15 protein-coding genes are annotated in these 15,653 nt (G+C 70.6%); 4 read left to right on the forward strand and 11 right to left on the reverse strand.

Features of this window, described 5'->3' with window-relative positions; all coding sequences use genetic code 11:
• The first annotated feature begins 105 nt into the window (after positions 1–105).
• Positions 106–1,302, forward strand: coding sequence for an oxygenase MpaB family protein (locus ACWEIJ_RS25400; protein ID WP_449839729.1), 1,197 nt, complete (start codon positions 106–108; stop codon positions 1,300–1,302).
• A gap of 245 nt (positions 1,303–1,547) precedes the next feature.
• A complete protein-coding gene (locus ACWEIJ_RS25405) occupies positions 1,548–1,907 on the forward strand; it encodes a hypothetical protein (RefSeq protein ID WP_449839730.1) in 360 nt (119 codons plus the stop codon).
• Positions 1,908–1,973: 66 nt separating this feature from the next.
• Here the strand turns inward: ACWEIJ_RS25405 and ACWEIJ_RS25410 are convergent, their stop codons facing one another.
• The 4 genes from ACWEIJ_RS25410 to ACWEIJ_RS25425 all read right to left on the reverse strand — a co-directional run bounded on the left by ACWEIJ_RS25410 (position 1,974) and on the right by ACWEIJ_RS25425 (position 6,559).
• Entirely contained in the window at positions 1,974–3,200 is a 1,227-nt protein-coding gene (locus ACWEIJ_RS25410) for an ATP-grasp domain-containing protein (protein WP_449839731.1), read from the reverse strand.
• On the reverse strand, positions 3,197–4,426 hold the full coding sequence (locus ACWEIJ_RS25415; RefSeq protein WP_449839732.1) for an acyl-CoA dehydrogenase family protein: 1,230 nt from the start codon (positions 4,424–4,426) through the stop codon (positions 3,197–3,199). Before ACWEIJ_RS25415 ends, ACWEIJ_RS25410 begins: the two co-directional genes overlap by 4 nt.
• On the reverse strand, positions 4,423–5,775 hold the full coding sequence (locus ACWEIJ_RS25420) for a hypothetical protein (protein ID WP_449839733.1): 1,353 nt from the start codon (positions 5,773–5,775) through the stop codon (positions 4,423–4,425). Before ACWEIJ_RS25420 ends, ACWEIJ_RS25415 begins: the two co-directional genes overlap by 4 nt.
• A 160-nt stretch (positions 5,776–5,935) precedes the next feature.
• Positions 5,936–6,559, reverse strand: a complete 624-nt coding sequence (locus ACWEIJ_RS25425; protein WP_449839734.1) for a 2OG-Fe(II) oxygenase family protein — start codon at positions 6,557–6,559, stop codon at positions 5,936–5,938.
• A 582-nt stretch (positions 6,560–7,141) separates the two neighbouring features.
• On the opposite strand from ACWEIJ_RS25425, the gene ACWEIJ_RS25430 reads away from it, so the two are divergent.
• Complete coding sequence (locus tag ACWEIJ_RS25430; protein ID WP_449839735.1) at positions 7,142–7,768, forward strand: 2OG-Fe(II) oxygenase; 627 nt, start codon at positions 7,142–7,144, stop codon at positions 7,766–7,768.
• A complete protein-coding gene (locus ACWEIJ_RS25435; protein WP_449839736.1) occupies positions 7,765–9,009 on the forward strand; it encodes an MFS transporter in 1,245 nt (414 codons plus the stop codon). Before ACWEIJ_RS25430 ends, ACWEIJ_RS25435 begins: the two co-directional genes overlap by 4 nt.
• Positions 9,010–9,071: 62 nt before the next feature.
• Here the strand turns inward: ACWEIJ_RS25435 and ACWEIJ_RS25440 are convergent, their stop codons facing one another.
• The 7 genes from ACWEIJ_RS25440 to ACWEIJ_RS25470 are packed head-to-tail and all read right to left on the reverse strand — an operon-like array spanning position 9,072 to position 15,653.
• Positions 9,072–9,665 carry a hypothetical protein gene (locus ACWEIJ_RS25440; RefSeq protein WP_449839737.1) on the reverse strand — a complete coding sequence of 198 codons (594 nt, stop codon included), beginning with the start codon at positions 9,663–9,665 and terminating at the stop codon, positions 9,072–9,074.
• Positions 9,666–9,703: 38 nt separating this feature from the next.
• A complete protein-coding gene (locus ACWEIJ_RS25445; RefSeq protein ID WP_449839738.1) occupies positions 9,704–10,663 on the reverse strand; it encodes a 3-oxoacyl-ACP synthase III family protein in 960 nt (319 codons plus the stop codon).
• On the reverse strand, positions 10,660–11,427 hold the full coding sequence (locus tag ACWEIJ_RS25450; protein ID WP_449839739.1) for a thioesterase II family protein: 768 nt from the start codon (positions 11,425–11,427) through the stop codon (positions 10,660–10,662). Before ACWEIJ_RS25450 ends, ACWEIJ_RS25445 begins: the two co-directional genes overlap by 4 nt.
• The gene (locus ACWEIJ_RS25455) at positions 11,424–12,620 is read right to left on the reverse strand and encodes an aminotransferase class V-fold PLP-dependent enzyme (RefSeq protein WP_449839740.1); all 1,197 of its coding nucleotides are present in this window, start codon (positions 12,618–12,620) and stop codon (positions 11,424–11,426) included. The genes ACWEIJ_RS25450 and ACWEIJ_RS25455 overlap by 4 nt, the downstream gene beginning before the upstream one ends.
• Positions 12,617–13,612, reverse strand: a complete 996-nt coding sequence (locus tag ACWEIJ_RS25460; protein ID WP_449839741.1) for a TauD/TfdA family dioxygenase — start codon at positions 13,610–13,612, stop codon at positions 12,617–12,619. Before ACWEIJ_RS25460 ends, ACWEIJ_RS25455 begins: the two co-directional genes overlap by 4 nt.
• Positions 13,609–14,313, reverse strand: a complete 705-nt coding sequence (locus ACWEIJ_RS25465) for a tyrosine-protein phosphatase (RefSeq protein WP_449839742.1) — start codon at positions 14,311–14,313, stop codon at positions 13,609–13,611. Before ACWEIJ_RS25465 ends, ACWEIJ_RS25460 begins: the two co-directional genes overlap by 4 nt.
• Positions 14,310–15,653 (reverse strand): B12-binding domain-containing radical SAM protein, encoded by a 1,344-nt coding sequence (locus tag ACWEIJ_RS25470; RefSeq protein ID WP_449839743.1) that lies wholly within the window; start codon positions 15,651–15,653, stop codon positions 14,310–14,312. Before ACWEIJ_RS25470 ends, ACWEIJ_RS25465 begins: the two co-directional genes overlap by 4 nt.

Here is a 15,653-nt window from a genome sequence, read left to right on the forward strand (position 1 = left end):
TGTTAACGAGGATTCTCGCGCTTGATCAAGGAGGACCTTCCGCTGACTGCCAGTAGACAACCGCAAAATCAGCGCACCTACCTATCAGGGAAGCTAGGTAAGTAAATGAGCGATCTCAGCAGGAGGAACGTCCTCACCCTCGGTGTCGCGCTGGGTCTGGCGAGCGTGGCCGGCACTGCTCCGGCAGGGGCCGCCCCGATGAGCGGCAGCTCGGCGGACAGGGACCCGTGGTGGGTCTGGGACGACGAGGTGGACCGCCTGCTGGCGGATCTTCTCGACCACGGCCAGGTCCCGGCGGTCAACACCGCGATGCGGTCGTGGGTGAACAACAACGACGCGTTGCCGGGCGGCCTGCCCGCGGGCCTCACCGCACACCTGCGCACGGCCACCGAGCTGCCTTCCTGGGCCGACCGCACCAAGCTGCGCCTCGCCGCCGACTTCAACCGGCGCAAGGACACCTACCTGTTCCTGCTGTACGGCCTGGGCAGCGGCATCATGAGCACGGTCATCCCACGTGAGGCCAAGTCGGTCTACTGGTCCGCGGGCGGCGCCGACATGAAGGATCGCGCGGCCAAGACGTTCACCTTCGGCTACGACATGAGCGAGCTGAACGCCTTCGAACCCACCGGGCAGTTCGTGGTGACGGCGAACAAGACGCGCCTCGTGCACGCGGCGGTGCGACACCTGCTCCCCCAGTCGCCGCACTGGCAGGCGGTCCACGACGAGCAGATCCCGATCAGCAACGGCGACATCCTGGTCACCTTCCACAGCCTCGGCACCTTCGTGCACAGGAAGCTGCACGAATGGCGCGTGCCGATGTCGGCCGCGGAGGAGGAGGCGTTCCTGCACATGTGGCAGGTCGCCATCCACCTGCTGGGCGTGCAGGACGAGTTCATCCCCAAGACCTGGGCCGCCGCGTACGCCCAGTCGGCGCGGGTGCTGACACCGATCCTCGCCCCGACCCGCGAGGGCGTGGAGCTGGCGGAGGACCTGCTCGGCCTGACCGCGCAGATCGACCTGGGCGTCACCCGCGGGTTCCTCAACGAGTTCGTCCGCTACGTGCTCAGCGACGCGATCGGCGACTGGCTCGGGCTGCGCCGCGACCACGCGGCGGCGGCGCTCATCCGCACCGGCTGGCCCGCCTACATCGCGTTCCGCGAAGGACTCCTGCCCGTCATGCCCGTCGGGTTCTACCTGTTCGACCAGTTCATCCGCGCACTGGCGATGTTGTTCCTCAACAAGGGCACCTCACCGAAGGCCACCCTCATCACCATCCCCACCGCGAACCGTCGTGAGGCCTGACCCCACCGTCCACTTGAGCCACTTGACGAACTGCCGAGCGAACCATCCGCAGCAGACAGTGCCACCGGTTGGCCGAAATTTCCCTTGCCTCGCAAGCGTTCCTGTTTGTCCACGCGGGGCAGCGGAAACCCGGGCCTCGCAGCGGATCATCTTCCGCGAGGATCCCAGCAGCGAGCAGAGAGGTACATCTGTTGCCAGCCAACAAGTCCTTCAGGAGTCTTGCCCTCGCAGGCACCATGGCCGCGTTGACCGGAGCGCTGGCCGCACCCCCGTCGGCCTCCGCGGCGGAGGCCGACGCCGCCGCACCCTGCGTGCAGAAGGTGGCCGTGGTGAACAACGCGGGCTTCGTCCTGTCGTTCCGCGTCACGACCCGCACGGGAGGGCTCTCGCCCGAGACCGACAACTACCCGATCAACCAGTGGCGGGTCGTCGACCTCACCGCGACCGAACTGGCAGAAGGCTCCGACGTGCGCCCGCTCGTGCAGGCCGTCGGCGGAACCAGCCAGACCGGCAACACGTTCGTCTCGTACTGCCGCAACGGCCAGACGGCAACCTACACCGCTAGCGGCGCCACGCTGAACTACACCGTGGTTCTCATCAACTGACGACCGGCGCAAGGCAGGGTCCGGAGGCCCGTGGGAGACAAGGGAAACGAGCTCGTCTCCCACGGATCACCGGTCGGCGTCGGTCCTCCACCGCACGGCGCTCTTCCACCACTCGTCCAGCAGTTCCAGCTCGGGCACCACGTCGGCACCGTCCACAGTGAACACCATGCGGGCGATGATGTCCGCCATCGACCGCGGCGCCTCGTACCAGGCGCCCACCTCACCGGTGGCCGTGTACCAGCACACCGAGGGGAACGGTGCGGACGCCGGGATCTCCTCCAGCGTCCCGCGTCGCCGGGGCAGCCAGCCCCAGCCGTGCCGTCGCGGTTCGGCGCGGACGCCGATCTCGGCGTACCGCCCGGCCTGCCCCTTCAGAGCCGCCTCGTAGAGGTTGAAGCCGAAGGCGTGCTCGAACATCGCGACGATCTCGCCTCCGCCCGGACGGCACGCGATCTCGCACAGCACGATCTCGTCGTCCGGGGTGTGGAAGAACTCGGCGTGGAACGGCAGCTCTTCCGGCGCGGGCGGCAACGCGGCGATCACCTGTGCGGTGTGGTGGCGCAGCCGTTCGAACAGCGGGTCGGACCTGGCCAGCATCCCGCCGAGCTCGTTCGCCGAGCGGCTGGCCGACGCCCACTGGGTGTGCAGGTAGCGGGACGGCCAGCTGAGCAGGACCTCCCCGGCACGCATGACGCCGTCCACGTGGAAGAGGTCGCCCTCGATCCACCGCTCGGCGAGCATCGGCTCGGGCGGCCCGTCCCGCCAGGTGGAGATGAGCTCGGTGAGGGCGGCTTGGTCCTCCACCACGCGCATGCCCAGGGAGGCGGCACCGGCGGTTCGCTTGACCACCACGGGAAAACCGTGCTCGGCTGCGAAGGCGACCAGATCGCCGGTGTGGCCGATCGGGCGCATGGCCGCCACGGTCAGGCCTGCCGCCGCCGCGTGGCTCTTCATGACGTGCTTGTCGCGGTAGGCCGTGGCGCTGGCCGTCCGCTGACCGGGCAGGTCCAGCTCTTCTCGCAGCCGTGCCGCGCGCAGGACGTCGATCTCCGCCGTCAGCAGCACGGCTTCGACCCCGAACTCCTTGGCCAGCTCACGGATGCGCTCGTCCGCGGCGACGCCTTCGTAGTCGTCGACGACTTCGAGGTGACGTACGCGCGGGCGCAGTGCTTCGACCTCGCCGGGACGCGCCGCGCCACGTGCGGTGAACACGACCAGTTCGTCCGCGCTGTCCGGGAACCAGGTGGGCATGTCGGTGAGGATGCGCCTGCGGTTGAGCAGCAGGTAGGTCATGAGTCGTGGTCCAGCGTCGCCTCGGCGATGAAGTCCACCCACTCCTCCGCCGGTGCCCACGGCCGCATGAACGCCGCCGCCCGGATGTCCCGGTACATCCGGCCCAGCGGGTGGCCGTTGCCGTAGCTGCGGCCGCCGCAGAGCTGCATCGCGAGGTCGACCGCCTGGACACCGGAACGTTCGACGATCATGCCCGCGCTCACGCACTCCTTCAGCAGGGTGCGGCCGAGGTTCACGTTCATCGCGCGCGGCTTGCTGTCGGTGATGTGGTCGTCCAGCACGGCCAGCGCGGTGTGCAGTGCGCCGCGGGCGGCGGCGACCCGCAGTTCGAGCTCGGCGACGAGCGACTTGGCGCCGGCCGACGTCACGCGCGTGCGCCCGGAGGCCGAGCCCGTCACCGCGGCGAGTGCCGTGTCCCGTGCGGCTTCGGCGATGCCGAGGTACACCGCCACGGTCGGCGCGGTGTTCGCGGCACGGCCGTCGTAGCCCGGCGCGAGCGGTTTGCCCCACGGGCCGCGCGGCACCACCGCGCCCTCCGGCACCAGGACGTCGCGGAACAGCACCTCGCCGCTGCCGGACCCGCGCAGGCCGAGGCCGTTCCAGTTGTCCCTGACCTCGACTCCCCGCGCCGACAACGGGATCATCGCCGACGCCTGCACCGGGCCGTCGGAGGTCTCCCCCTTCACCCGGCTGTAGAAGTGGGTGGCCGCCGGGGAGATCGACGCGAGCACCTTGCGCCCGTTGATCACCCAGCCGTCGGCCGTCCTGGTGGCCGTCGTGGCGAGCTCCCACGGTTTGGCGCCCGGCTCGGCCACCGACGAGCAGACGATCATCTCGCGCGCGCCGACCGCGCGCAGCCACTGCGGCATCGGCAGTTCGAGCTGCTCCGGCGGGGTGCTGCGCACCGTCCGGGCGTAGTACCAGGTGAGTGCGAGGTGCATGGTGGCGGCGACGGCGACCGACGCGTCGGCCTTGGCCAGCCGGTTCACGATCACCGCGAGGTCGTGGAGGGACCGCACGCCGAAACCGCCGTCCTCCACCGGCGCACAGGCGGCGAGCACACCCGCCTCCGCCAGCGCTGCCACGCTCTCGGCGGCGAACCGGCCGGCGGTGTCGTTGTGCTGAGCCTGCTCGGCGAGGAAACCGGCGAGCTCGTCGACGATCGCGCAGACCTTCTCGCCTTCGCCGGTGATCGGGTGCAACCCCGTTGAGAGAGCGGAAATCACGGGAACCTCCGGAAGTCGGTCACTGGCACGGGGGTGTCGAAGGCGACCAGCCCGCGGGCACCGGTGGCGGTGGCGAACGCGGCCACGACGGGAGCCACCGCGCCGTCCTCACGCGGCGGACCGGCGTCGAGCACCTGCGCGCGGCCGCCGCGAACGCGGTAGCGGACGGTGCTCTGCCACACGCCTTCGCCGTCCGCCGCGTCCGGCAGCGGCACGGTGACCGAGAGCGAGGGGTGGTCGGCGACGATCCGCCGGAAGATCGACTCGACGTCGGCGGACGGCAGGCCGACGATGCCGGGCACCGACTCCTGGATCGCGCGCTGCACGAGGTAGAGCGGGAAGTCCGGCCATCCCTGGCGCAGACCCAACCCCGACGCGTGCCGCGGGTTCAGCTCCGTGGCGCGGAAACCGTCCGCACCGAGCACCCCGTCGACGCTGAACAGGCCGCGGTAGCCGAGCTCCTGGCCGATGTGCCCGCCGACCCGGCGGACGTGCTCGCGGATCTCGTCGCGCGCGGCCGCGCCCGGCCGCCACCACGTGGACGACCCGCAGAACACGAGGTCCGCCGTCCGCGGGTCGCGCAGGGTCACGATCTCGATCGGGTCGAAGACCGCCACGCCGTCCTGGAGCACCATCGCGAGCACGCTGCACGGCACACCGGGCACGAACTCGGCGATCCGCACCCGGTCCGCCTTGTCCTGCGCCCAGCGCAGGGCCTCGGCGAGCTCCTCGCCGGACCGGACCCAGCGCAGTCCCTTGGCGTCGCCCCGGTTTCCGGTGGTCGCGTCCAGCGCGAGCACGACCCCGGCGCCCCGGTCGAGCTCGCGGACCCGCTCGGCGATCGCGGGATCGCCGACGGGCAGCACGACGTGCGCCGGTGCCGGAACGCCGACGTGCTGCCACAGCCGGTCGATCGCGGTCTTGTCCTCGAGCCGCACCCACTCGGGCCGCCGCCAGCCGTGCACCGGCCGGCCGCACACCGAGCCGACCGCGGTGAAGTTGCCGCCGGCGATCACCGCGCGACGTCCGGGGTCGATGCGGTCGAGCCACGCCGACAACCGCGCGGGAGGATCGGCGAGCCAGGTGTCCGCGTCGCTTCCGTCGTCCGGGAACCACACGGGCGCGATGTCCGGAGCGCCTGGCCCCGGTGGCACCGCGCTCAGCACGCCGGCGACTTCAGCGTCCACTTGGGACAGTTCGGCCGCCAGCCGGGCCACTCCCCCGTCGACGAACTGGGTGAGCACGACCACCGGCCGACCGGCCCAGTGGCCGCGCAGCCCGTGGTCGACGAGGTCGGCCAGCCCGGCGGCGTCGAGCGCGATCCGTTGCGGCACAGAGGTTTCAGTCAATGACATCGTGTCCTTGGTCATGGCTGCTGAGCAGCGCGGCGGAGCGAGTCGTCACTGCCGGCAGTGTTTTGTCCCATTGCAGGCTCCTCGCTGGGCGCCCGCCGCGCCGCCGCAACCCGGCCACGTCCAGCGGACGTGCCGAGATCAGGGGGACGTGCGGTCAGTTCAGGCCGTGCACCAGCAACGAGGCGCGTTCCCGGTCCACCCCGGGAGCGACCTTGCTGACCTGGTGCCACGAGGTGTCCGACCGCAGGATCAGCGCGGTGGCACCGAGTTCGGGCACGACCTCGGCGACCACGTCGGCCGGGTCGTCGCTGCCGAGCACCTGCAGGCAGCCGCCCCAGTCGGCGCGCCAGCCCGGGTTGAGGTAGAAGACGTGGCTGAAGAGCTTGTCGGCGCGATCGGTGTGCGGACCGAGCCAGTCGCCCGGTGCGTGCCGTGCGAGCCTGATCTCCAGCTCGGCCGGTGGCGCCACGCCGAGGACGTCGGCCACGGTCTTGCGGTAGCCGGGATCGAGCAGGTCGGCGAGCAGGTCGGCCCAGACCTCCGGCAGGCCGGACGTCGTGTCCACGCCCGGTCCGTGCAACACCCGCGAATAGTTGCGGTAGGACTTGTCCGAGGTCCGCGAGTCGGCGGTGCGCCGCTCGTAGGACTCGGTCGGGAAATCGTCGGCCAACGCCGATTCGGTCGCCTGGTCGAACAGCTCGCCAACACCCGTGGTGAGCCAGGTGAAGGGCTCGTGGTGCACTTCCACCTGCGGCCAGGCGTCTGGAAGCAAAGACATTTTCCGGACGCTCCGATGACAACGCTTGTTTTCGGACTGGTGCTGGTCGGGGGCAGGTTTGGAACCCGACGAGGGAATCGGTTTCCAAACCTGCCGCGAACGTCAACGGTCAAGAGTGAGGTACTCACTCGAATGTGTGAATGTCCGCCGAGTGCGGTCAGCCGATCATCGTCGGCGGTCTGTCCATCGCTGTACCCCCAGGTCGCGAGACAGAGGAAAGCCCTGGTCAGAAGCTTGAGTGGGACTCGACGCAACGGATGCACCGAAAGTGCGGATCCGGCAGGCCCCCAGCCTGAACGGGCTGTTCCCCCAGTTCCGGGCGTCCCCGTCGATCGCCCGACAAGACCGAACGTACATGCACCCCCAGGACCCGGCAAGCACTTGTCACAAATGGCTTCGTCCCGTTTGGCTGACAGTTGACGACCCCTGGTGCCCATGCCACGATGACGCCGCCTGGGGGCCTGCGCATTTGTTGTCGCACAGCGGATCCGTGCCCGATCGAGCACTTCCGCCACAGCCGCGCACGAATGCGGCCCTCCCACGCCGGACTCACCCGTCGACGACCGAGGGGGTCACTTTTCAATGATTGATACCAATGTCCGGTTCGACCGGTTCGACGAGCCGTTCACGCACTACACGACCGGCCCGGTCATCTCGGGCCAGGACCTGAAGCGGTTGAACGCCGAGCTGCCCGCGGAGGACCTCTACCGCCGGCAGGTCAAGGAGGGCCGGGAGTTCGACAAGAACTACCAGATGTGGCTCTTCGACCTCGCCGAGGACAGCTTGCGCCTGCCGGCCACCGAACGCCTGCCGCAGGCGTGGTCCGAGCTCGTGGACAGCCTGCTGTCGAAGGAGTTCACCGAGTGGGCCAGTGACGGGCTGGGGATCGACCTGGCGGCGTGCCCGCTCACGCTCGGCCTCTACCGCTACGGCGACCGCGACTACACCACGGTGTCCACCGCGAAGCTGACCAAGGCCATGCACTGGGCCCTGTACCTCAACGAGGACTGGGCGCCGGAGTTCGGCGGCAGGCTCAACCTGTGGTCCGCCAGGGACGCCGCGCAACCCGCGGTCGAGATCACGCCGGCGGGTGGCACCTGCGCCATGTTCGCACCGACCGAGCACACGTGGCACAACATCGGCAAGGTCACCACGGGCGGCCAGGTCGAACGCCTGACGATCATGCTCGAGTACTGGAAGCCGGAGTGACGGTCGACAGCGGCGCGCGGGAGCGGTCCGCGGGGGTGAGCCGGGCGACGCGGAACCAGCTGCTGGCGGGTTTTCTCATCGACTCGCTGGGCAGCGGCTTCTGGATGCCGTTCGGCCTCATCTTCTTCACCACCGCGCAGGGTCTGCCCGTCGCCGAGGTCGGGATCGCACTGACCACAGGGGCAGTTCTCGGACTCGTTCTCGGGCCGTTCGCGGGCAACCTGGTCGACAGCAGGGGTCCCGGCGTCGTGCTGCTCGCGAGCAACGTCGTGCGAGCGGTGACGTTCAGCCTGTACCCGTTGACCGGCCAGATGTGGCACATCGCGGTGCTCGCGGCCGCCACCAGCGCGGCCGACCGGATGTTCTGGACCTCCAACGCTCCGCTGCTGGGGCTCATCGCGAAGGGGCGCGAGCTCGACGACCTGCTGGGCACGCAGAGCGTGGTGCGCATCGTCGGGCTCGGCGCCGGCGCCGCGCTCGCCACACCGCTCAGCGGCAGCGTCACGGGCCTGCACTTCTTCGCGTACTTCAACGCGGCGACGTTCGCGCTCACCGCGCTCGTCCTGTTCCCGGTGATCCGCACGCTCGGCAGGCTGCGGGCCGAGCGGCGCAAGGCGGCCGACGCGGCGGGCACCGGGTGGGCGACGGTGCTGCGCGACCGGCCGTACGTCGTGCTGTGCCTGATCCAGGCGATCCTGTCGTTGCTGACGTCCAGCCTCGTGGTGATCCTCCCGCTGGTGTCGGTGACCGAACTGCACGGGCCCGCGTGGCTCGCGGGCACCTCGGTCGTGGCGGGCAACGTGGTGCTCGCCGTGATCCAGAAACCGGTGCTGCGACTCGCCAGGAGAACCAGCCGCAGCCGGGTGGTGGCGTGCGCGGGCGTGGTGTTCTGCGCGGGATTCCTGGTCATGCTGGCCGGCCCCTCGCTGGGTCCGGCGCACGCGGTCGGCATCGTGCTCACCACGTCGGTGATCGGCGTGATCGGCGAGACCATGTCCGTACCGCTGGTGGTGGCCGCGGCGAACCAGTCGGCACCGGAGACCGCCAAGGGCAGGTACAGCGCGTTGCTCCAGACGATCTGGGGCGCCGCGGGCGCCTGCTCCCCGGCGATCATGTCCGGGCTGCTCACCGCTGGCTACGCCGTGCTGTGGTCGACGCTGGCCGGCCTCGCGCTGCTGACGGTTCCGCTGGTGCTGCTGGTCCGGCGCAAACTGCCCGCGTTCGGAGCCGCCGTGGCCTGACTTTCCGCGCGCACGAAAAAGCCGGCCGAGGAATGCACTCACCTCGGCCGGCTTGAAGCGCGCTATTTGTTCTTGGTGCGCCATTCCAGGAATTGCTCCGGCGACCGCACACCGTGGTCGAGAACCGAGCTGTAGATGTCGTAGCTCGACACCGCGGAGCCGTAGGACGGATTGTCCGCCCACGCTTCTTTGATCGCGAGGATCGCGGCCCTGGTCTCGTCGTCGAGCCTCGGCGGCAGCGACCTGATGTGTGCGAGGTCGGGCTGACGGTCCGGCTCGTCGACGAACCAGATGTCGAGCGTCCAGTCGGCGCCGGCCAGCGTGCGGTACTTGACCCCCAGGTAGAGGCCGTCCGGGTAGGCCGGGTCGACGTTCCAGTGGCCGGTGTCGTCGCGCATGGTCACGACCCGCACGCGCGGGTGCAGGAACAGCCGCTGCCCCACCCGTGCGACGGCCTCGGCGGTCTGCTCGTCCAGCGACTCGCAGACCACCGTGACGTCCACATCGCGTTTGACCATCAACCCCAGAGCGGAACTGCCCACGCGGACCGGATCACCCAGTTCGGCCAATTCGGCCAACCGCAGATCATCGGCCACCGCATCGGCCTCGGTTTGCAGAGCAGCCTGCCGCCTGAACAGTTCATCGATGTTCGTCACGCCGACAGAGTAGGGCACCGGCCGTTTCCGAGAAAACGCTATCCGAGAAATTCGAGCGCCGTGATGCCCCAGCTGAATCCCATCGCGCTGGTCGCGAGCAGGACGAGGTCGCCCGCCTTCAGCTCGCCCGCGTCGACGAGGTCGCGAATGGCGATCAGCGTGTCCGCGCCGCCCATGTGGCCGAAGCGGTGGTAGTTGAACACGCTCTTGGACTCCGGCAGCTCCAGCTCGCGCAGCAGCCGCTCGTGCATGCGCCGGTCGCCATGGTTGATCAGCAGGTACGCGACGTCGTCGAGGTTCTTGCCGACCGCCGCCAGCGTCTCCTTGGTCAGCCGCAGGAAGTTGTCGACGTAGGCGCTGGTCAGGCCTTCCCGGTGACCGTTGCGCTGGATCAGGATCCGGCCGTCGCGGTACGCGCCGGTGTAGTAGTCCGACCAGTGCGGCTCGGTGCGCATCGCCGAGTGCAGGTGCCGGAACCGCACGTCCGACGCGGAGACCAGGATCGCCGCCGAGCTGTCGCCGAAGTTGAACAGGTCCTTGCTCTGCGGGTCGGTGTAGTCGAGCATCCGGCTCAGCCGGTCGCCGATGAGCACGAGCACGTGGTCGGCCCTGCCGAGCGCGATCTTGTCGCAGGCCACCTGCACCGCGGTCATCGAGGCGTTGCAGAAGTTCGTGACCTCGAAGCAGTGCGCGTTCTCGATGCCGAGCTCGTGGGCGACCTTCGCGGCCGGCGACCAGAACGGCGTGTCCCACGCGCCGGAGCCGCAGTACAGCACGTGGCTCACGCGGTCGGGCGACGTGCCGGTGCGCTCCAGCACCGCGGCACCGGCGCGCACCGCCAGCTCCCACGCGTGCTCGCCCTCCCCCAGCGCGGGGAAGCTCTCGCAGTGGGTGATCTTGAGGATCTCCTCGCGCGGCAGCCCGGACGCCTCGGACATCTCCTGCACCGAGACGCTGCCGCGGGGGAACGCGAAGTCGAAGTCGACTATGCCGGTCATGCGTGTGCTCCGATCTTTCCGTCGAAGGCGAGGCTGGCGAACGCGGCGGGCAGCCGCGACCAGTCCCGCTCGGTGTAGAAGTGGCCGCCGGGCAGGCGGGTCGCCGTGAAGCCGCCGGAGGTGGCCGCCCGCCACCGGGCCACCACCTCGTCGTCGACGTCGGGGTCGTCCACGCCGTGGACGAACTCGACCGGTGTGCGCAGCGGCGGACCTGCCGCGTACCGGTAGGTGGCCGCCGCGCACAGGTCGGCCCGCAGCAGTTCCAGTGCCAGTTCGAGCAGTTCGGGCTCCTCGCGCACGACCGGGTCGAGCTTGCCGCTGCTGGTGATCCACTGCTCCAGCTCGGCGTCGGTGTCACCGGCCGTCGGCGGCACCGTGAGGTGGTGCGCCCAGTTGCTCGGGGCTTCGCACGAGGACACGATCAAGGCGTCCGGGGTGCGTGCACCCGTTCGCTCGAAATGAGCCGTCAGCTCGTACGCGACGAGCGCGCCCATGCTGTGGCCGAACAGGTCGTACGGCTTGTCCAGCACGGTGGACACCGCGGCGAGCGCGTCGCCGAACAGACCGGCCCAGTCCTCGGCGGCGGGTTCGGGGAACCGGTCCTCCCGGCCGGGCAGGCACAGCAGCACCAGCTCGACGTCGGCGGACACCACGCCGGCCCAGTCCCGGAACGGCACGGTGCCACCGCCGCTGAAGCCGCAACAGATCAACCGCCGCCGCGCCTGCGGGCGCGGCGGCCAGCGGACGATGCCGGAATGCGTCATGCCCGCACGACTCCGGCGAGCGCGCGCACCAGCGCGTCGACGTCGGCTTCGCCGGTGTAGCAGGCGATTCCGGCCCGCACGGCGTCCCCTTCGGTCACCGACCTCATCGCCGCGGAGGCGTAGAACGTGCCGTGCCACACCGAGATCCGCCGCTCGGTGAGGTGCTTCGCGACGACCTCCGCGGGCATCCCGTCGACCTGGAACGTCACCAGCGGCACGCGTTCGTGCTCGGGGCCGGCGCTCAGGACGCGGACCTGGGGCAGTTCGGCGACGCCGGCGCGCAGCGCGTCACCGAGCCGCTGCTCCCGTTCGGCCACAGCGGCGTGGTCCCACCGCGACAGCACCGCCGCGGCGACGCCCGCGCCGAGCACGGCCTCGAAGTTCGTCGTGCCGAGCTGGAGGTGGCCCGGCCCGTCCGGCTCGGCCGACGGCACCTGCTCGGCCAGCCTGGCACCGGCCGACACACCGGGCGCCAGCCACAGCATCCCCGCGTGCGGGCCGTACCACTTGTAGGAGGCGGTGACGAACGCGTCGCACCCGAGCTCGGTCATCTCGGCCCGGCGGTGCGCGACCGCCTGCACGCCGTCCACGAAAACCTTGGCGCCCACGGCATGCGCGGCCTCGGCCACCGCGCGCACGTCCGGCACGAACCCGAGCGCGTTCGACGCGGCGGTGACGGCCACCCACCTGGTCCTGGCACCGATGAGGTCCGTCACGGCCCGGACCGGCAGCGCGCCGGACGGGTCGAGCAGCGCCTCCCGGACGACGACCCCGCGGTCGGCGAGCGCCAGCCAGGGTGCGCGGTTGGCCTCGTGGTCGAGCTTCGTCACCACGATCTCGTCACCCGGCCGCAGCCCCGCCGCGACGGACCGGACGAACGTCGTGGTGAGCCCGGTCATGTTGGGGCCGAACACGACGTCGCCGTCCGGCGCGCCCAGCAGTTCGCGCAGCCGGGCCGCGCTCCAGCTCACGACCGCGTCGGAGAAGTCGCTCGCCGGGAAGCCGCCGTGGTCGTTCGCCACCAGGCCGCTGCCGAGGTAGCGCGCGACCGCCGCCACGACCGCACCGTGCACGAGCGTGCCGCCGGAACCGTCGAACCTGTGCTCGCCGTCGCGCCTGCCGGGGAACTGTCCCGGCAGCGGTCCCGTCGTCCACTCGTCGAGCAGGGGCCGGATGAAGTCGTCGACGTTCACGAGCGCACCTCCGGTGCCGGTTGCGGGCCGACGAGCAGCTGACCGAACCCGTGCTCCGCCGACTCGGCCTCCGGACGGGGACGGCGCAGGCGCACCAGGGTCCGCTTCAGCCACCGGTCGGTGCCGTCGTAGCGCGGCTCGAAGGCCGCCCGCCCGTGCACGGCGACGTCGTTGTCGATCAGCAGCACGTCCCCCGCCACCACGGGCACGACCTCGCGGCACGCGGTCAGCCGCTGTTCGAGCGTGCCGTGCACGGCGCGCAGTTCCTCGTCCTCGCCGAGGAAGGTGGTGTACGACGGGTCGTACCGCAGGCACGGCCCGTCCTCGGCGATCCACACCGTCGGGATCCCCTTCTCCCGCACACCGTCCGGAGTGGACTGTTCGGGGTACGAGTCGTCCGGCCCGATCCGCAGTCCCGGCCGGCTCAGCACCTCGACCTCGTGATCGGTGAGCCCGATCCGGCGGACGCTCGCCACCTCGCTGCCGATCCGGTCGTCGTTGCGCACGCAGGCCAGCATGATCAGATCCGCGCGGTGCGGGTGGAACGCGTCCTCGGTGTGCCAGGCGAGCGGCGTGGTGCTGCTCGCACCGACCTGCAGGTGCTCGTAACCCCTGCTGGGCACGATGTTGTGCACCAGCCTGCCGTCCTGCTGCCCCTCCCAGCCGAACACCCTGCCGATCGCACCCGCGAGCAGCACCAGTGCGACGTCGAGCGGTTCGGTCAGGCGCGAGGACGCCTTGCGCCAGTGCTCCGGGGTCGGACCGGGTGCGCCGAACTCGTCGAGCAGCCCGGAGAGCACCCGCCAGCCGCTGGTGCGGTCGGGCAGTTCGACCACCGCGTCCAACGCGTCGCGCAGCGCGGCCGGCACGTCGTGCAGCCAGTCGGTGAACAGGTCGTCCGCGGTGGCGCCGGCCGCCGTGAACTCGGTGGCCACCTGGTGCAGCAGGACGGCGGCGTGGCGCATCCGTTCGTCCCGTGATGTCGGCGTCATCGCACCGCTCCTCCTGTCGTCCGTTCCCGCGCGCGTGACGCGAGCAGCCGGCTCAGCGCCGCGAATTGGGCCTCACCGGGACCGGGGATCTCGGCCAGCACCGTGCGGCACACCGCCGCGCTGCACTCGGTGATCCGCAGGCGGCGGTCGTGCCACCGGGGCGGCAACAGCCGCCGGCCTCCGGCCAGCGCCTGGTTGCTGTAGGCGAAGTCGGCCACCACGTCGTCCGGCCCGACGCCGGCCCAGGTCAGCAGAATCGCGATCAGCAGGCCGGTGCGGTCCTTGCCGAGGCTGCACCCGACCACGACGGGCCGGTCGCCGAGCAGCTCGGCGACCTGTGCCGCGAGGTCCAGGTAGCGGGGCAACGCCCGGCGGTACCGGCGCAGCGCGTCCTCCGGCCCGTCGCCCTCGCCGGGGCCGCGGTCCTGCATCGGCATCCGCACCCACTGCCATCCGTCCCGCACGAGCTCGGCGGGCTCGCCGTCGTGCCGGATGTCCGCGTCCGTGCGCAGGTCGACGTAGACAGCGGGAGGCAGGGCGTTGCGCAACCCTTCTCTCGCTTCGTCGCTCAGCGACACGAGCGCGGACGTCCGCAGCAGCACTCCGCCCGCGAGCATCAGTCCATCCACAGTGGACAGTCCACCCGAGTCCCGCAGGTTCGGCAGCAACCCCGGCAGCAACCGCCTGCGTTCGGGCTTCACGACAGCTCCGCCGGCTGTCGCCGCGCCAGCGGGATGTTCCGCATGACCTCGGTCTGGTACTGGTGCCCGCCGAAGATGAACCGCAGGAACTCGGTCGGCGTGTGCCCGGACTGGAGCACCTCTTCCGAACCGGTGAACACCTGGCGGTTGAACGCGCTCACCTCACGTTCCGACATGCCGCCGTGCATGTGCTGGTACGGCGTGTAGAGCGTGGGCCGGACACGTGCGCCCGCCGCGGTCAGCAGGTCGACGGTGCGCTGGGTGCCGGCCGGCGTCGTGCCGGGCAGGCCCACGATCACGAAGCAGTTCAGCTCGATGCCCGCCTTCTCGCACCAGGCGATCACGTCGTGCAGCCGCTGGTTCGCCCGCTCCTTGAGCTTGGGCAGCTGGCCGGACGCGTCCTCGTCGAGCGTCTCGACGCCGACGCTGATCCGGATGCAGCCCGCCTCTCCCATGCGCCGGACCATGTCCTCGTCGAGGTGGAACAACGTCGTGGCGCACTTCCAGCGGTACGTGCGGGGCTCGGCCGCCAGCCCGTCGCAGAGCTGCCTGATCCAGCGCTTGTCCAGCGTGAACGTCGGCGCGTAGAACGCGACGTACTCGAAGGGGTGGCGGGCGAAGCAGTCCCGGATGTAGCCGATGGTCCGCTCCACCGTGATCCGCCGTTCCCGCAGGCCCTGCATCGGCGGCACGTCGCAGAAGTCGCAGCCGACGGGACAGCCGCGGGCGACCTGCACGACCAGCTCACGCCGGCTCGGGATGCCGCAGAACCGGTTGTCGTCGTTCTTGTACAGGCTTTCGTAAGCCGGGTAAGGAATCTCGCCGACGTCGGGCAGCACCCACTCGGCCGCGGGCAGCCACGTGCCCGGTCCGCTCGGCGCGCGCCAGCCGCCCACCGTGCGCAGCCACACGCCCGGCAGGGACTCGTTCGGCTGCCTGCCGCGCGCGGCCCAGCCCAGCGCCGCCGCGACACCCGCCTCGTAGTCACCGCTGCTCACCACCGCGTCGACCGCCATCGACTGCATGAACTCGGGGTTCTGGTAGCTCAGACGGCCCACGGTCACGATCAGCGCGCCCGGTGCGAGCTGGCGGGTGTAGTCGGCGGCCCGCCGGACGCCCTCGACGACGTCGTACTCGTTGACGAGGACGACCGCGTCGTAGCCGCCGCGGAAGACCGTGTCGCCGAACTCCTTCCAGGTGTAGTTCAGCGCGCCCGCGTCGATCGCGGTGACCTCGTGGCCCTGGCCGCGCAGGTACGCGGCGATGGTGAAGGTCGGCAGGTGATGACCGGCGTTGAAGTAGCTGGGCACGTGGGGTGGCCAGACGACCAGAGTCCTCAT

Source organism: Lentzea sp. NPDC004789, from assembly GCF_053601075.1.

Bases quoted from the DNA above. Each gene is read 5' to 3' on its own strand.
- ACWEIJ_RS25400 (WP_449839729.1), top strand. From the start codon at position 106: ATGAGCGATCTCAGCAGGAGGAACGTCCTCACCCTCGGTGTCGCGCTG.
- ACWEIJ_RS25410 (WP_449839731.1), bottom strand. From the start codon at position 3,200: ATGACCTACCTGCTGCTCAACCGCAGGCGCATCCTCACCGACATGCCC.
- ACWEIJ_RS25425 (WP_449839734.1), bottom strand. From the start codon at position 6,559: ATGTCTTTGCTTCCAGACGCCTGGCCGCAGGTGGAAGTGCACCACGAG.
- ACWEIJ_RS25430 (WP_449839735.1), top strand. From the start codon at position 7,142: ATGATTGATACCAATGTCCGGTTCGACCGGTTCGACGAGCCGTTCACG.
- ACWEIJ_RS25445 (WP_449839738.1), bottom strand. From the start codon at position 10,663: ATGACCGGCATAGTCGACTTCGACTTCGCGTTCCCCCGCGGCAGCGTC.
- ACWEIJ_RS25450 (WP_449839739.1), bottom strand. From the start codon at position 11,427: ATGACGCATTCCGGCATCGTCCGCTGGCCGCCGCGCCCGCAGGCGCGG.
- ACWEIJ_RS25460 (WP_449839741.1), bottom strand. From the start codon at position 13,612: ATGACGCCGACATCACGGGACGAACGGATGCGCCACGCCGCCGTCCTG.
- ACWEIJ_RS25470 (WP_449839743.1), bottom strand. From the start codon at position 15,653: ATGAGGACTCTGGTCGTCTGGCCACCCCACGTGCCCAGCTACTTCAAC.